This is a genomic window from Synechocystis sp. FACHB-383, assembly GCF_014698605.1.
GTDB classification, from domain to species: domain Bacteria; phylum Cyanobacteriota; class Cyanobacteriia; order Cyanobacteriales; family Microcystaceae; genus Synechocystis; species Synechocystis salina.
Window position 1 is genome coordinate 15,727 of record NZ_JACJTJ010000043.1, and the last position, 13,697, is coordinate 29,423.

At 50.7% G+C, this 13,697-nt stretch carries 14 protein-coding genes; 5 read left to right on the forward strand and 9 right to left on the reverse strand.

Going from position 1 to position 13,697, the window contains the following annotated elements:
• Positions 1-14: 14 nt before the first annotated feature.
• Positions 15-1,193, reverse strand: a complete 1,179-nt coding sequence (locus H6G45_RS12870) for an LptF/LptG family permease (protein WP_190598821.1) — start codon at positions 1,191-1,193, stop codon at positions 15-17.
• A gap of 193 nt (positions 1,194-1,386) precedes the next feature.
• A complete protein-coding gene (locus H6G45_RS12875) occupies positions 1,387-1,698 on the reverse strand; it encodes a hypothetical protein (protein WP_190598822.1) in 312 nt (103 codons plus the stop codon).
• A gap of 84 nt (positions 1,699-1,782) precedes the next feature.
• Between H6G45_RS12875 and H6G45_RS12880 the strand changes: the two genes are divergently transcribed.
• Both H6G45_RS12880 and nspC read left to right on the forward strand, forming a co-directional pair.
• Positions 1,783-1,995, forward strand: a complete 213-nt coding sequence (locus H6G45_RS12880; RefSeq protein ID WP_199309756.1) for a high light inducible protein — start codon at positions 1,783-1,785, stop codon at positions 1,993-1,995.
• 139 nt (positions 1,996-2,134) lie between these two features.
• On the forward strand, positions 2,135-3,298 hold the full coding sequence (gene nspC / locus H6G45_RS12885; protein WP_190598824.1) for a carboxynorspermidine decarboxylase: 1,164 nt from the start codon (positions 2,135-2,137) through the stop codon (positions 3,296-3,298).
• 22 nt (positions 3,299-3,320) lie between these two features.
• Here the strand turns inward: nspC and H6G45_RS12890 are convergent, their stop codons facing one another.
• The 6 genes from H6G45_RS12890 to H6G45_RS12915 form a co-directional block, all read right to left on the reverse strand.
• Positions 3,321-5,093 (reverse strand): NFACT family protein, encoded by a 1,773-nt coding sequence (locus tag H6G45_RS12890; RefSeq protein WP_190598825.1) that lies wholly within the window; start codon positions 5,091-5,093, stop codon positions 3,321-3,323.
• Between the two features lie 93 nt (positions 5,094-5,186).
• On the reverse strand, positions 5,187-5,585 hold the full coding sequence (gene gcvH, locus H6G45_RS12895) for a glycine cleavage system protein GcvH (protein WP_190598826.1): 399 nt from the start codon (positions 5,583-5,585) through the stop codon (positions 5,187-5,189).
• A 97-nt stretch (positions 5,586-5,682) separates the two neighbouring features.
• Positions 5,683-6,573, reverse strand: coding sequence for a M23 family metallopeptidase (locus H6G45_RS12900; RefSeq protein ID WP_347338266.1), 891 nt, complete (start codon positions 6,571-6,573; stop codon positions 5,683-5,685).
• Between the two features lie 197 nt (positions 6,574-6,770).
• On the reverse strand, positions 6,771-8,216 hold the full coding sequence (gene gatA, locus H6G45_RS12905) for an Asp-tRNA(Asn)/Glu-tRNA(Gln) amidotransferase subunit GatA (RefSeq protein ID WP_190598827.1): 1,446 nt from the start codon (positions 8,214-8,216) through the stop codon (positions 6,771-6,773).
• Positions 8,217-8,343: 127 nt separating this feature from the next.
• Entirely contained in the window at positions 8,344-8,595 is a 252-nt protein-coding gene (locus tag H6G45_RS12910) for an RNA-binding protein (RefSeq protein WP_028947815.1), read from the reverse strand.
• 228 nt (positions 8,596-8,823) lie between these two features.
• Complete coding sequence (locus H6G45_RS12915; RefSeq protein WP_190598828.1) at positions 8,824-10,053, reverse strand: FAD/NAD(P)-binding oxidoreductase; 1,230 nt, start codon at positions 10,051-10,053, stop codon at positions 8,824-8,826.
• A 190-nt stretch (positions 10,054-10,243) separates the two neighbouring features.
• Between H6G45_RS12915 and H6G45_RS12920 the strand changes: the two genes are divergently transcribed.
• Together H6G45_RS12920 and ruvA are read left to right on the forward strand one after the other, a co-directional pair.
• Positions 10,244-11,020 (forward strand): TIGR00297 family protein, encoded by a 777-nt coding sequence (locus tag H6G45_RS12920; RefSeq protein WP_190598829.1) that lies wholly within the window; start codon positions 10,244-10,246, stop codon positions 11,018-11,020.
• Between the two features lie 12 nt (positions 11,021-11,032).
• Positions 11,033-11,668, forward strand: a complete 636-nt coding sequence (gene ruvA, locus H6G45_RS12925) for a Holliday junction branch migration protein RuvA (protein WP_190598830.1) — start codon at positions 11,033-11,035, stop codon at positions 11,666-11,668.
• Here ruvA and mscL read toward each other — a convergent pair.
• Positions 11,662-12,099 carry a large conductance mechanosensitive channel protein MscL gene (mscL, locus tag H6G45_RS12930; RefSeq protein ID WP_190598831.1) on the reverse strand — a complete coding sequence of 146 codons (438 nt, stop codon included), beginning with the start codon at positions 12,097-12,099 and terminating at the stop codon, positions 11,662-11,664. The two genes, ruvA and mscL, sit on opposite strands and share 7 nt — an antisense overlap.
• Positions 12,100-12,225: 126 nt before the next feature.
• Here mscL and H6G45_RS12935 point away from each other — a divergent pair, with 126 nt between their 5' ends.
• Positions 12,226-13,596: an AAA-like domain-containing protein gene (locus H6G45_RS12935; protein WP_190598832.1), complete on the forward strand. Its 1,371-nt coding sequence runs from the start codon at positions 12,226-12,228 to the stop codon at positions 13,594-13,596.
• Positions 13,597-13,697: the final 101 nt, after the last annotated feature.

Consider the following 13,697-nt stretch of genomic DNA (forward strand, 5'->3'; position numbering starts at 1 on the left):
GCAACGGGGGCAGATCAACGCAGACGGGAAGATTGCACCAACAAAGCGATGCCCGCAATCAACCCCAGTAAATTGGGAAACCAAGCAGCGGTGAAGGGATCCAGGGCGCCCCAAATGCCCATGGACTCGCTCAAAAAAGAAAGTAGGTAATAGAAGAAAATTAAGCCCACACAGATCCCAAAGCTAGTGGCTTTGTTGGTATTCTGCGGCCGTACTCCGATCGCCGCCCCGATGAGGCCAAACACAAAACAGACAAAGGGCAGGGCATACTTCTTCTGGATGCGGACTTCTAGTTTACGTACCTTTTTGTCGTCCCCACTTAACCGCAGTACTTCTAGATAGCGGCGGGACTGGGCAATGGTCATTTCACCATCCTTCCGTTCCTGGCTAGCTAAATCCAAGGGTGCCCGGGGCAATGCCAATTGTTGATGACGAAAGCGGACAATATTCCGGTAAGAACCGTCGGGGGCAATGAGGTACACCGTGCCATCGTAGAAATCCCAAGTATTTTCAGAAATATTCCAACTGGCCCTTTCCGCTGTGAGCACTTGGTTAACCCCGCTCTGGGTACGGTCAAGAATGGTCAGCCCCTTCATTTCGCTGCCGTTGAATTCTTCGGCGTAGAAGAGGCGCTTCAAAATATTTTTCTCGTTGCCGTCCGGTTGCCGCACTGGGCCGTATTCCGGATAAATAATATTTTGTTCTTGCCGGGGGGGGCGGTCTTGGTGTACAGCCCGGTCTAGGGTAGCTAACGCTTCATAACTGGCGGCCGGGGTAATACGGTCATTGAAAACAAAGGCAATGCCCGTTACCACCATGCCAAACAAGAGAGCCGGCACTACTAGACGGTAAATGCTCACCCCAATGCTACGGAGGGCAATCAGTTCGCTGTCGCTGGAAAGACGGCTATAGGCCATTAAACTAGCCAAAAGCATGGACATGGGAAAGGCCAGCACCACAAATTCCGGCATTTTTAAGAAGAGAATCTTCACCGCAATGTCCATGGGCAAGCCTGATTCCGTCACCCGTCGCACCAGGTCAAAAAGAGTCCCAATGGAAAGGGCCAGGGAGGTGAACATGCCCATGCCAAAAATGAACGGCAAGAACAGTTCCACAAACAGGTACCGGTCCATGACAGACAAACGGGGCCAACGGAATTGAAATCTACTTTGTTTGAAGGTGCCAACGGCCATAGTCGAGAAATAGTAGGAAAATAGGGCGGTGAAGCTAACTTAACTGCAATTTTTCGGATTAATGAGTTTAATGTAGGCAGTTCCGCTAATTAGAGTATTTTGGGCATTGTACCGGCAACAACCCATGGTCAATTGGTCATAGTCCATGGCAATGGTATCCCCACCGGACTTTTACCATACCAACAATCCTGAATTAATAATGGCGATCACGCTCCAGGTCAAAAATTGCCTTTTCCCAATACCAGTGCTCCGGGCGATCGGGATGTTTGGCCCGTAGGTTGCTCACCAACCTTTCCGCCACCTGGGCATTACCGGCAATGCGAATTAGATCCCGCCGCAACTTTCCGGGTACCCTGACTGATGTTGGGCGGGAAGCTTGGATGGCTTGCTTGAAACCAGATGAATTACGGCGGCCCCTACCCCGGGCAATTTTCCGACCGGATCGGCGCCTAGCCCACCAGATCAAGGCCCACAACAGGGCGATCGCCAAAATTAGGGGCAACATTACCTTGCTCTCCCAGGATTAGTCCCTTCTGTTCTGTCTGAGCCTAACATTATCTTCCCATCGCTTTTTCATCACAGACTTGCCATGGGCGCAATACTCTGTTACATTTATTTACATAGACAACCCTCCCAGCTCGTAACTACATTCTTAACCATGAACAACGAAAACACTAAATTTGGATTCACTGCCTTCGCCGAAAACTGGAATGGTCGCTTGGCCATGATCGGTTTCTCCTCTGCCCTGATCCTCGAGCTCGTCTCTGGGCAAGGTGTACTTCACTTCTTCGGCATTCTGTAATTTTTCGATTTACCCTAACTTTTTTAGGTTTTCTCGCCTAGGGCATCTGTAGTAAAGTGCCCCGGCAACCTCCGTTAATCTCAAGACTTGATTGGGCTACTGTTTTAGCAGTAGTCTTTTTTTTCTTTTTGTAGCTGAAGTGAGCCTTTCTGCGGTGAGTATTCCCGAAAACCCCCTGTTATCCAACCTACCTTCCCCCTGTTTTGTGTTGGAAGAGGAATTGTTACAACAAAATTTGGCGATTTTCGAGCGGTTGCAGCAATCCGCCCCCATCAAGGTAATGTTAGCCCTGAAGGGTTTTGCCCTCTTTCCCTGTTTTCCTTGGTTGCGGTCGGGGTTGGGGGGGGCTTCGGCCAGTTCCCTCTGGGAGGCACGGCTGGCGGCGGAGGAATTTGGCAAAGAAGTGCATGTTTATGCGCCCACCTACCGCCCCGATGATCTGCCGGCCATTATCCCTTTGGCTAGCCACATCACCTTCAATTCTCTGGGACAATGGCACCGTTATCGGGAATTGTTGAAAAATACAACGGTAAAGGCAGGGTTACGCATTAATCCAGAATATTCCCCCGTGCAGACCGATCTTTATAATCCCTGTGTGCCCGGTTCCCGCCTGGGAGTACAAGCGGCAATGTTGGAGGGTAATTTGCCGCTAGGTATTACGGGCTTCCTCTCCCACAACCTTTGTGAAAGTGATCATTTGGCGTTGGCAAAAACCCTGGAGCAAATTGAAAAGTTATTTGGTCAGCATTTACCCCAAATTGAATGGTTAAACTTAGGAGGGGGGCATTTAATGACCAGCCAAGGCTACGACGTGGACTATGCCATTGCAGTAATTCGGGAATTTCACCAACGCCATCCCCATCTGCGGTTGCTTATGGAACCGGGATCGGCGATCGCCTGGCGGACAGGATTTTTAATTAGTACGGTGGAGGATCTGATCGAAACACCGGAATTTACCCATGCCATGCTGGATGTTTCCTTCACTGCCCATATGCCTGATTGTTTAGAAATGCCCTATCGGCCGGAGGTGCGGGGGGCCAGGGTACCGACAACCGGAGATCGGGTTTATCGCTTGGGGGGTTCTAGTTGCTTAGCGGGGGACTTTTTGGGGGATTATGCCTTTGATCAACCTCTCCAGGTCGGCGATCGCCTGATTTTTGAAGATATGATGCACTACACCATGGTCAAAACCACCACCTTTAATGGGGTCCACCATCCCGCCATTGGTTGTCTACGGCGATCGGGGGAATTTGAACTGTGGCGTACCTTTGGCTATGAAGATTACCGCAACCGTTTGGGTTAACCAAGTACTGGGTTAGGAAAAATCAACCTATGGCCAATTTAGGATTAACAGCTCCTGGTTTGCCCCAAATAACCGTTTCCTGTTGATAAATGACCATGCCTGGCTTACTGCCCTTGGGTTTGAAAACATATTTGGGCTGGGTATAGACCACGGGTACCTGTTCTTCCCCCCGGCCCCGGCTGTAATAGGCCGCCCAGTCCGCCGCTGATTGTAAATCTTGCTCGTCGGCGATCGCCCCTGGGGGTAACCGGAGTAAGACATGGCTGCCGGCGATTTCCTGGGCATGGAACCAAAGGTCATACTCAGTGGCAACCCGAAAACTGAGGTAATCATTTTGGCGATTGTTGCGGCCAATCCAGAGGGGAAAACCAGAAGGGGTCAGGCCTTGGTGGGGTTCAAAGGTTTCCGCTTCTTTACGGCGGGGACGGCCATGGCTAAGGGTTAAATAATTTTGCTCCACCAGTTCATCGCGAATTTCCGTTAACGTTTGCCAATCGGCCGGAGCATCAAATTCCGTCAACGCCTGCACACTGGTTTCCACCTGGGTGAGGTAGGCTAGCTCCTGTTCCACTGCCCCCAGCAAAGGGAGAATGGCCGCCTCTGCTCGATTTAGCTTTTGTTGTTGTTTATAAAGTCGTTGGGCGTTTTGAATGAGAGTTTTATCCGGTTGCAGGGGAATGGTAACGGGAGCTTGGTCATCAAAATCCGGCAGAGTAATGGCACTTAAGCCCGGTTGCCCTTGGTGGAGATAGGCCATCAACAGATCAGCCTGCCGTTGATATTGCTGGGCATTGGCCGCCGCTGCTAGCCTTTGTTGAAACGTCTGGGCCTTCTGTTGCAATTTACCAATCAAAGTTGCCAACTTTTGTTGAATTTGGTGCTTTAACTGCTGGAAATTTTCCCGTCCTAACTCCCTCCGGTAATATGCACTTATCATCTCATTAATGGCAAGCAAAGGGCGATCGCCTTTTTCCTTAGTTGGCTTAACACCATTAAGATCACTACTTTCTGCCAAAACTGTGTAGCCCTGGGGCAACCTTTTGCCCACAAAATCTGCTTTTTCTAGTCGTTGTAGCCAAATCTGCCAGGCAGAGAAAAGATTTTCCCATTGGTTGGGGGTTAAAGCTTGATTATTAATCTGGTCATCAATACCAGCCTGGGCAAGCAAACTTTTCACCACCATGGGACTGACCCCCCGATAACTTTTGAGTAACTGCTTGCTCAATAAACCCGGAATTAACTGCACCCTTTCGCGCCAGTCATTCAAACTTTCTGTTAACAAGGGAAGCGTAGCCAACAGGGGCGGTGGTGGTTGGTAGGGTTGCCCCGTTTGCACTGTCCTCACCCGGGATTGTTGGGCGCTTACCTGGTGGGCGACGGTGATAATTTGCCGTTGGGCATCGGTCAAAATCAGGTTGCTATACTTGCCCATGACCTCCAAAAAAAGATGGTATAGAGGTTCATCCCCCGGCCGTTTGGCGATCGCCAGGTCAATGACCCGTTCCCAGGGCTGCAGGGGTGCCAAGGAAATTAGGGCTAGTCCCTTCAACTGGTGACGCAGTTGGTCGCTCAAGGTAAACGTATCCGGTTCCTGGGGTGGGGGAATGTCTAAACAAAGCCTTGCTCCCTGGGGATGCCACGCTAGGGTTAACCAACCCCGTTTTTCTAAAGTTCGTAAAGCGAGGGATAAACCATGGCGATCATGCTGGTAAACCTGTTCGATGCGAGCCGGTAACCAGTCATCTTGTAATTCAGCACAAATGGCCATTAGGGTGGTGTAATCAACAGCCTGCATAATGATTTCCTGCCCTGGTATCGAAAATTTGAACTGTTACAAGCTATCCATGGGGTGGGAAAAGGTTTAATATCTAACCTCCGCCCCAACTGCCTAATCTCCCGTTTCTAGGGTGGCGCGGTAGTCTCCAGCGGTCATTAATCCTTCCTTAGCATCCTCCACATCATCCAAGCGCACCTTGATTAACCAACCCTCTTCGCCGTAGGGATCCTGGTTCAGTAATTCCGGTTGTTGTTCGAGGACAGTATTTTTTTCGATTACAGTGCCCGTAACTGGGGAATAGAGATCCGATGCAGCCTTGACCGATTCCACCGCCCCCATGGATTGCTCAAATTCTACCTTATCCCCTTCTTCCGGCAATTCCACAAAGACAATATCGCCCAACTCATCCACGGCAAAGGCACTCAGGCCAACGGTGGCCGTTTCCCCATCAAAGCGGACATATTCGTGGGAATCCAAATAATAGAGATCGTCGGGATGTTCCAGTTCCATGGCAAAACCGCTAAAGGCAACAGCGTTGTTAGTTTACCAAAAATATGGCGAAGACAGAGGTTATCCCTGGGGCTAGGGGAGACTAAAAATCCCTTAACTATTGGCGGGGTAAATGCAACTTCGGATCCTGGGCCGCCCAACCAACGGGGGATTGGACCCTTACCTCGAAATGGAGATGGGATGGGGCAATATCTGGCCGGCCAGTACTGCCGACGTAGCCAATGACCTTGCCAGCGGGGACTTTTTCCCCAGGGCCCACTGCAAAGCGACTGAGATGGGCATAGCGGGTTTGGCGGCCGTTGCCATGGTCAATGACCACTAGGAAACCATAGGCCCCTTCCTGGCTAACTAAAATTACCTCCCCAGCGGTGGCGGCCATAACGGGGGTGTCCAGGGGAGCTAGCAAATCTACCCCACTGTGAAAAAAGGCATCTTCCCCGGCTCCTTGGTTTTGCCAGCCGTAATCTAGGCCAATCTGGACGGGGGATTGGATGGGCCATTGGGCCAAACCCGTGTAATTATCCACCGCAGGGCTGGGCCGATTGCCCCAACTGATGCCGGGAATAAATGCCCGACCGGGTTTTTCTGTGCAACCGTTGATTTCAAATAAAATGTCCGCCCGTAAACCATAGGCCGCCGCCAGATCCCGCCAGGTGGCCCCCGCTGGCACGGTAACAAAACGACCGTTAAAGGGAGGAATTAGAATGGTTTGCCCTGGGGTGATAGAGCCGCTGGATAACTGACTGTTAACACTGATCAGGGTTTCCGCCACCAGTTGATATTGTTGAGCGATGCTATCGATGGTTTCCCCGGCTTTGACTACATGGGGAGTCATCCTCTTGGCGATCGGTTCGGGGCAAAGGTCAGTGAGGGGGGCAGTTTGGCCCTGGGCAAGGATGGGTGGAGTCGAAAATGACCCCAAGAGCAGAAAGGCCCCAACCATAGAGATTGTGGTCTTTGGCGATCGCCGTTGCCGTTTTGGTTGCACCTTCAAATTCAAAATATTGCTGGCAAAATGTATGACTGACCAATTACTAATCAACGATAGCTAATATTCTGGGGGGCGTTGGTGAGGGGAAGCCAGAAATTTTTGCGGCAGGGGAATGCACCCAGGCAACGATTATAGAACGCCGCCCAGGCTGATGGCCAGGGACAGGCAAAAATCTGTTTTTTAATTGACACAACTTACAGATCCGGTTGGCGATCGTGCCATGCTGTAGCCTGCTCATAGGCATAGCCCACCCGGAACAGCATTTCTTCCCCTAACACATTGCCCACCAGTTGCAGGCCAATGGGTAAATTATTATCGTCAAAACCACAGGGCACACTCATGGCTGGTAACCCCGCCAAGTTCACCGGGATGGTCATCAAGTCGGAGAGATACATGCTGAGGGGGTCATCAGTTTTTTCCCCCGCTTTGAAGGCCGTGGTGGGGGCGGTGGGGCAAACCAACACGTCCACTTTGGTAAATGCCTGGTCAAAGTCCTGTTTAATTAGGGTTCTTACCTTTTGAGCCTTGAGGTAATAGGCGTCATAGTAACCAGCGGACAGGGCATAGGTGCCGAGCATAATGCGCCGTTTGACTTCCGCCCCAAATCCCTTAGCCCTGGTGTGGGTGTACATATCCATTAAATTGTCCGCCTCCGTCCGGAGGCCATAGCGCACCGCATCGTAACGGGCTAGGTTAGCTGACGCTTCGGAAGGGGCAATGACATAATAGGCCGCAATGCCAGAGCGGAATCGAGGACAGTTGATTTCCGTAATGCTAGCCCCCAATTCCTGCAGTTTGGCGATCGCTGTTTGCACTGCTTGGTTAACGCTATCGTCCAGACCATCCCCAAAGGCATCCATAATTACCCCCACTTTCACTCCTTTGAGATCAGGCTTAAGGGCTTGGGTGTAATCGGGAATGGGCACATCTAAACTGGTGGAATCCCTAGGATCATGGCCGGCGATCGCCTGGAGCAGAATAGCCGCATCCTCCACCCGCCGGGCAAAGGGGCCAATTTGGTCCAAGGAAGAGGCATAGGCCACCAAGCCAAAACGGGAGACTAAACCATAGGTCGGTTTCATGCCCACCACCCCACAGAGGGAGGCCGGTTGGCGAATGGATCCCCCCGTGTCGGAGCCCAAAGCAATCAAACATTCATCCGCTGCTACGGCCGCTGCCGATCCCCCGGAAGACCCCCCCGGCACCCTGGTCAAATCCCAAGGATTAGCGGTGACTTGATAGCCAGAATTTTCCGTGGAACTGCCCATGGCAAATTCGTCCAAATTGGTTTTCCCCACCATCACCGCCCCGGCCTTTTGCAACTTCTCCGTCACCGTGGACTCGTAGGGGGGCACAAAACCTTGCAAAATTTTGGAAGCACAGGTGGTGACAATGCCCTTGGTGCATAGATTATCCTTAATGCCAATGGGAATGCCTGCCAGTAAGCCAATGGGTTCCCCCGCTGCAATTTTGGCGTCTACTTGTTCCGCCTGGGCGATCGCCTGGGGTGCCGTCACCTGCAAAAAGCTTTTCAATCTGTCGTCCACCGCTTCAATCCGCGCCAAACTCGCCTGGGCAACGGCAACGGCGGAAATTTCTTGATCTATTAATTTTTGGTGCAGGGCACGAATAAGCGACATAGGGAAAGAGCCAGATTTACCTCCCCCAGTCTATCAGTAAGCCTGCCTAGCAAAAAAGGAAAGATGACTCAGACACCTTCCCTTCCACAACGAATGAAATCTTAAATTTAGATAATTCAGCAAAAGTTTAACGAGGGGTTCTCGGTCTTGCTTTATTAACTTTGAGATCCCGCCCCATCCATTCGGCTCCATCCAGAGCTTCAATGGCGGCCGCTTCTTCCGTTTCGGAAGACATTTCAACAAAACCGAAGCCCCGCATGCGACCAGTTTCCCGATCAGTGGGGAGTTGAACCCGCTTAACAGTGCCGTATTCGGAGAAGACAGTCAAAACGTCATCTTCGGTGGCTTGATAAGAAAGGTTCCCGACATAAATGGACATAAATTAGCTCCAAAACCAGAGAAAAGAAAGAGAGTGGGTTTCGGAGAGAAGCCTGCTAAGCGTAACCATAAACAATGCACTAACACTCATAACAAGTGCGTCTACCGATCCTTAATCTCACTGGCTGATCATAGCACCAACCGCCAGAATTTGATGGCTAATTTGTCTAGATGTCTTCACAAGGGAGAATTTTCACCAAAACCCTCCCCAGCCCTCGGTCAACTGACCCTAGGATTTGCCCAAAAGGGGCTTCCATTTGTCCGGTTCAAAGCCTTCTCCTTTGAGCATACGATTCCAATACAACCAGGGCAAAACATGACGTTTTACTAGCCACATGCTCCAACGCTCCTGGGTGGGGTCAAAGGGAAAGCTGGATTTGGGCTGGCCGTCGTAGTCAAATTCCGCCATGATGGTTTTGCCGTAGCCAGTGACCAAGGGACAACAGGTGTAACCGCCATATTGTTCCGTGGGTTGTTTGCTGTTTAACAAGCCCAAAAGGTTGGTGGCCACGACGGGGGCCTGTTTCCGTACCGCCGCCGCTGTGCGGGATGTGGGCAGGGAAGAGGCATCCCCCAAACTAAATACATTGCTGTAGCGATTATGTTGCAGGGTGAATTTATCTACATCAACCCAACCACCGGTTGCCGCTGCCAGGGGACTGTTTTTAATAAAATCCGGGGCGGCCATGGGGGGCGCCACATGGATGATGTCGTAGGGCAGGGTGACTTCCGTTTCCCCATTGACAGTAAAGGTAGCTTCTTTGGTATCGGGATTAATGGCTTTGAGGTTATGGTGGTAGCGCACATCAATATCCTTACTGGCTGCTACTTTTTCTAGGGACTCGCAGTAACCGGGGATGCCAAAGATTTTTCCCACCGCCACCCCATAGGTAATGGTGGTTTTATCTCGCACACCATTTTTACGGAAGGTTTCGTCCGCTAGATACATAATTTTTTGCGGTGCGCCAGCACATTTAATCGGTGTGGCCGGAAAGGTAAAGAGGGCATTGCCTCCTTTGAAATTTTGCAACAGTTCCCAGGTGTAGGGGGCATAGCGGCGATCGTAGTTGCTGGTGACGCCATTTTTACCGAGGGATTCCTGGAGCCCCGGAATCAGGTGCCAATTGATTTGAATGCCGGGACAAACCACCAGATATTCGTAGCTGAGACAACGGCCATCCTGGAGGGTGAGGGAATTATTGTCCGGGTCGAAACTGGCGACGCTGGCTTTGATCCATTTGGCCCCACTGGGAATGCAATCCTGCTCTGCTTTGATTGTGTCTTCCATGGCGAAGGCTCCCCCCCCCACTAAAGTCCAGGCTGGCTGGTAGTAGTGCTTATCGCAGGGTTCGACGATCGCCAGGTCGAGTTTGGGTTGCTGTTTTAATAACTGGGCGGCAACGGTGATACCTGCGGCTCCCCCTCCAACAACGATAATTTGATGGTTCAATGCAGTCATGGTGTTTGGCTAAAATCCGATAATCTCTTTTGCTTCAGACTGTTGTCGTACAGTGTGATCTTTATTCTGCCCTAGGGCCTGGCTCCCGGAAAAAATTTAATCCTTTTTCTGGCGATCGCCCTTGGTCTAGCCCGATCCTAGGAGTGACCCTTGATCCATCAACCATCGATGTTTTTGGCATTTTTTCACCATGGACAATTCCCTGATTAGTGAAGTGTGGCGGCAAAGTTTGGCCTTCCCCTGGCTTACCGGTATTGTGCTCAATAGTTTGCTGTTGGCCTTTGCGGCGATCGCCCCGAAGAAGCTTTTAACCGCTGCGGGTTACGGCCATGCCTGGGTGCTGGGGGTAATCATTTGGGCCGCCCTGGGCTGGCAAGGGTACCTGGTGGTTTTAGCCTATTTTTTGGTGGGTTCTGCGGTCACCCGCATTGGCCAAGCGGAAAAGGAAGCCGCTGGCATTGCCGAAAAAAGATCCGGCCAACGGGGCCCGGAAAATGTCTGGGGTTCTGCCTTGACTGCTGCTTTCTGTGCCCTGGCGATCGCCTTTGGTCCGCAGGAGTGGCAACCCTGGTTAGCGTTGGGTTACGTCGCTAGTTTTAGCACCAAGTTATCGGACACCACCGCCAGCGAAGTGGGCAAAGCCTACGGTAAAAGCACTTTTTTAATTACCACCCTGCAACCAGTACCGAGGGGAACAGAGGGAGCCGTGAGTGTGGAAGGCACCGTGGCGGGATTTGTGGCCGGGTCAGCTCTGGCATTTTTAGGTTACGGCTTGGGATTGATCACCCTAGGGGGCGTTATGTTCTCCACCCTGGCCGCCTTTGGGGCCACCAACCTAGAGAGCGTGATTGGGGCAACGTTGCAAAACAAATGGCCCTGGCTAACCAATGAGGTAGTTAACGGCATTAACACTTTCCTCGGCGCGGCGATCGCCATCGGCATGGCAGCTACGGCCCAGTTGATTTAAAAGCAAACTAGTATGATTCAGTTTCTCCACGGCCAAGTTATTACAGTCACAAAAAATATTCAGAACCGTTGGTTTTTAATTTTGTCCGTTAATGGGGTGGGCTATGAGTTGCAGGTGCCCCATTCTTTAGCCCAACAATGGACTCCGCCGCCCCCGGAACCCCAACAGGTTTTTACCCACCTCTTGGTACGTCAGGACCAGATGGCCCTATTTGGTTTTGGCCGCCTGGCGGAAAGGGATTTATTTGGTCAATTGATGGGGGTAACCGGCATCGGGGCCCAGTTGGCGATCGCCTTAATTGAAACGCTGGGTTTTGAAGGTTTGGTGCAGGCAGTGGTGACGGGCAATATCAAACAATTATGTCAAACGCCGGGGGTAGGGAAAAAGGGAGCGGAACGGTTAGCCCTGGAGCTGAAAAGTAAGTTATCCCAATGGCACAAGCTACAAATGGGGGCTGGGGAAATTGACTCTGCCCTGCCCCAGACTGCCCTGCTGGAAGACCTAGAAATGACCCTATTGGCCTTGGGTTACAGTCAGACGGAAATCCAGCAGGCGATGGCCATGGTCAGCCAATTTCCAGAGGTGGCCCAGAGCGACGATCCTGAAATTTGGATCCGCCAGGCGATCGGTTGGTTAAGTGATCATTGAGGGGGAGATTGCTGACTTTCTAAAGTAGTAATTAAACGATTAATGGAATCGGTTAAATTAGTTTGGGCTTCTAGCATCGGATCTGGCTGCACTTCCGCCACAATTTCTTCCTCCACTGCTTTTTTACGTTGCATTTTTTCGATGGCTTTAATGATGAGGAAAATCACAAAAGCAATAATAATAAAGTTCACCACTGCAATCACTAATTCCCCTAAACCTAAGGGTAAATCCTGTAATTGACTGACACCAGCTTGATCCAGCACTGGTTGGAGCAAAATTGCCATTAACCAAGCTACAAATGCATTAACAATGTTGGTAAAAGCACCACCAATTACTACGGCTACGGCCAGATCTACCACGTTACCCCGCAGGATAAAATCCTTAAAGTCCCGCCAGAATCCACCGGCCCCTTGTCGTCCACTTTTAGCCATGGGTTTAACTCCTCTTTTGTACTAAAATATTGTTAATTATTCAGTGGTATCATAGCAGTTTTCAGCGCTACCATTAAATCGGTTGGGCAGACGCTCAGCACTTAATTACCGAGACCATATTTGTCGATGAAACCAACTGGTTGGAACCAATTTTTACTAGACATTACCCACGACTACAACCTACGGGGCAAGCTTAAGGAGGTATTTTTAGCTCGCTTTGCCTACGAACATTGGCGCAAGTCCGACCTGGAGGTGTGGGAGATTGCTGAGGCCGCTAGCCATGAAACTTACAAAAAACAAATGACCCAAATTTACGGGGTTTTTGCCAATGATAAGCCAGGGGGTTGCCCAGAATTGGATGCCAGCAGTCGCGGACCAGGCAAGTTCCAACTGTTGCGAGATTGGTTTAAGGAGGTCAAATATCCCCAATGGCAGAGTGAGCAATTGGCCGGCGGCATTAATGGTCTTACCCCAGCATTAACCGTTGGCCGGGGCAGTCCCCTGGGAGATAACGTCATCTATGTTCTACGGCTGCCCACAGAGCAACAATGTCTTGAGGAACTGACCAGGGGGGGAGCCCTATTGCGCATTAAAGCTCCGGAAAAAATGGGCAAGACATCCCTATTACAATTTTTGCTAGGGGAAGTGGAGGCAACGGGCGATCGCCATATTTATCTCAATCTCCAAACGGCGGAAAGTGCCATGTTTAGTAACCTAGATAAATTTTTACGGTGGTTCTGTGCCAACCTCAGTCGGGAATTGGGTATTAAACCCAACTTAGATGACTATTGGGACGAAGAATTGTTTGGCAGTTTAGTTAGTTGTAAAACCTACGTACAAGATTATTTACTTGGTCAAACTGACCGGGCCTTAGTGCTGGCTATTGATAACCTAGACCGCTTATTTGAGTTTCCTGTCATTGCCCAGGATTTCCTGCCCATGTTGCGCTATTGGCATGAAGAAAGTAATAACCTGGCCCAATGGCAAAAACTTCGTTTAATCATTGCCAATTCCACCGAAGCCTATGTCAAACTAGACGCCAACCAATCCCCCTTTAATGTGGGGCGTCAGTGGAAATTAACTGGCTTCACCAAAGAGCAAATTCTCCAACTGAAAACCGCCTATGGTTTTGATGAAAATCAAATTGAAGAAGAAAATTTATTGAATTTAGGCGAACTGGTGGGGGGCCATCCCTATCTGATTCGTTTGGCGTTGGATGCGGTACAAAAAACCAGTGTAGATCTACCAACCATTTTGGTCAATGCGGTTACCCAGAGCGGTATTTATAGCAATCATCTCCGCCGTCTTTGGGGCTTACTGACGGGGACGCCGGATTTGGCCGCCAGCATGAAGCAGGTGGTTAACAGTGACAGTCCGGTGCAGTTAGACCCCCCCATCGCCTACCGCTTGGAAAGCATGGGGCTCGTGACCCTTAGTGGCGATCGGTGCAGTGCTAGCTGTCCTTTGTACCAGCGTTATTTCCATGAACAGTTGTAAGGCGGTTAGCTGGGTTACTGTGGTATGGGTTCGATTTTGCCCTGGGTTGATGCCCTAAAATGCCAGGGGGAGCTTTTCCCAGTTGGGTAATGGTGGAGAAA

Excerpts from the sequence above, each read along its gene's own strand:
- H6G45_RS12870 (WP_190598821.1), bottom strand. The coding sequence starts at position 1,193 with ATGGCCGTTGGCACCTTCAAACAAAGTAGATTTCAATTCCGTTGGCCC.
- H6G45_RS12875 (WP_190598822.1), bottom strand. The coding sequence starts at position 1,698 with ATGTTGCCCCTAATTTTGGCGATCGCCCTGTTGTGGGCCTTGATCTGG.
- H6G45_RS12880 (WP_199309756.1), top strand. The coding sequence starts at position 1,783 with ATGGGCGCAATACTCTGTTACATTTATTTACATAGACAACCCTCCCAG.
- H6G45_RS12890 (WP_190598825.1), bottom strand. The coding sequence starts at position 5,093 with ATGCAGGCTGTTGATTACACCACCCTAATGGCCATTTGTGCTGAATTA.
- gcvH (WP_190598826.1), bottom strand. The coding sequence starts at position 5,585 with ATGGAACTGGAACATCCCGACGATCTCTATTATTTGGATTCCCACGAA.
- gatA (WP_190598827.1), bottom strand. The coding sequence starts at position 8,216 with ATGTCGCTTATTCGTGCCCTGCACCAAAAATTAATAGATCAAGAAATT.
- H6G45_RS12910 (WP_028947815.1), bottom strand. The coding sequence starts at position 8,595 with ATGTCCATTTATGTCGGGAACCTTTCTTATCAAGCCACCGAAGATGAC.
- H6G45_RS12915 (WP_190598828.1), bottom strand. The coding sequence starts at position 10,053 with ATGACTGCATTGAACCATCAAATTATCGTTGTTGGAGGGGGAGCCGCA.
- H6G45_RS12920 (WP_190598829.1), top strand. The coding sequence starts at position 10,244 with ATGGACAATTCCCTGATTAGTGAAGTGTGGCGGCAAAGTTTGGCCTTC.
- ruvA (WP_190598830.1), top strand. The coding sequence starts at position 11,033 with ATGATTCAGTTTCTCCACGGCCAAGTTATTACAGTCACAAAAAATATT.
- mscL (WP_190598831.1), bottom strand. The coding sequence starts at position 12,099 with ATGGCTAAAAGTGGACGACAAGGGGCCGGTGGATTCTGGCGGGACTTT.
- H6G45_RS12935 (WP_190598832.1), top strand. The coding sequence starts at position 12,226 with ATGAAACCAACTGGTTGGAACCAATTTTTACTAGACATTACCCACGAC.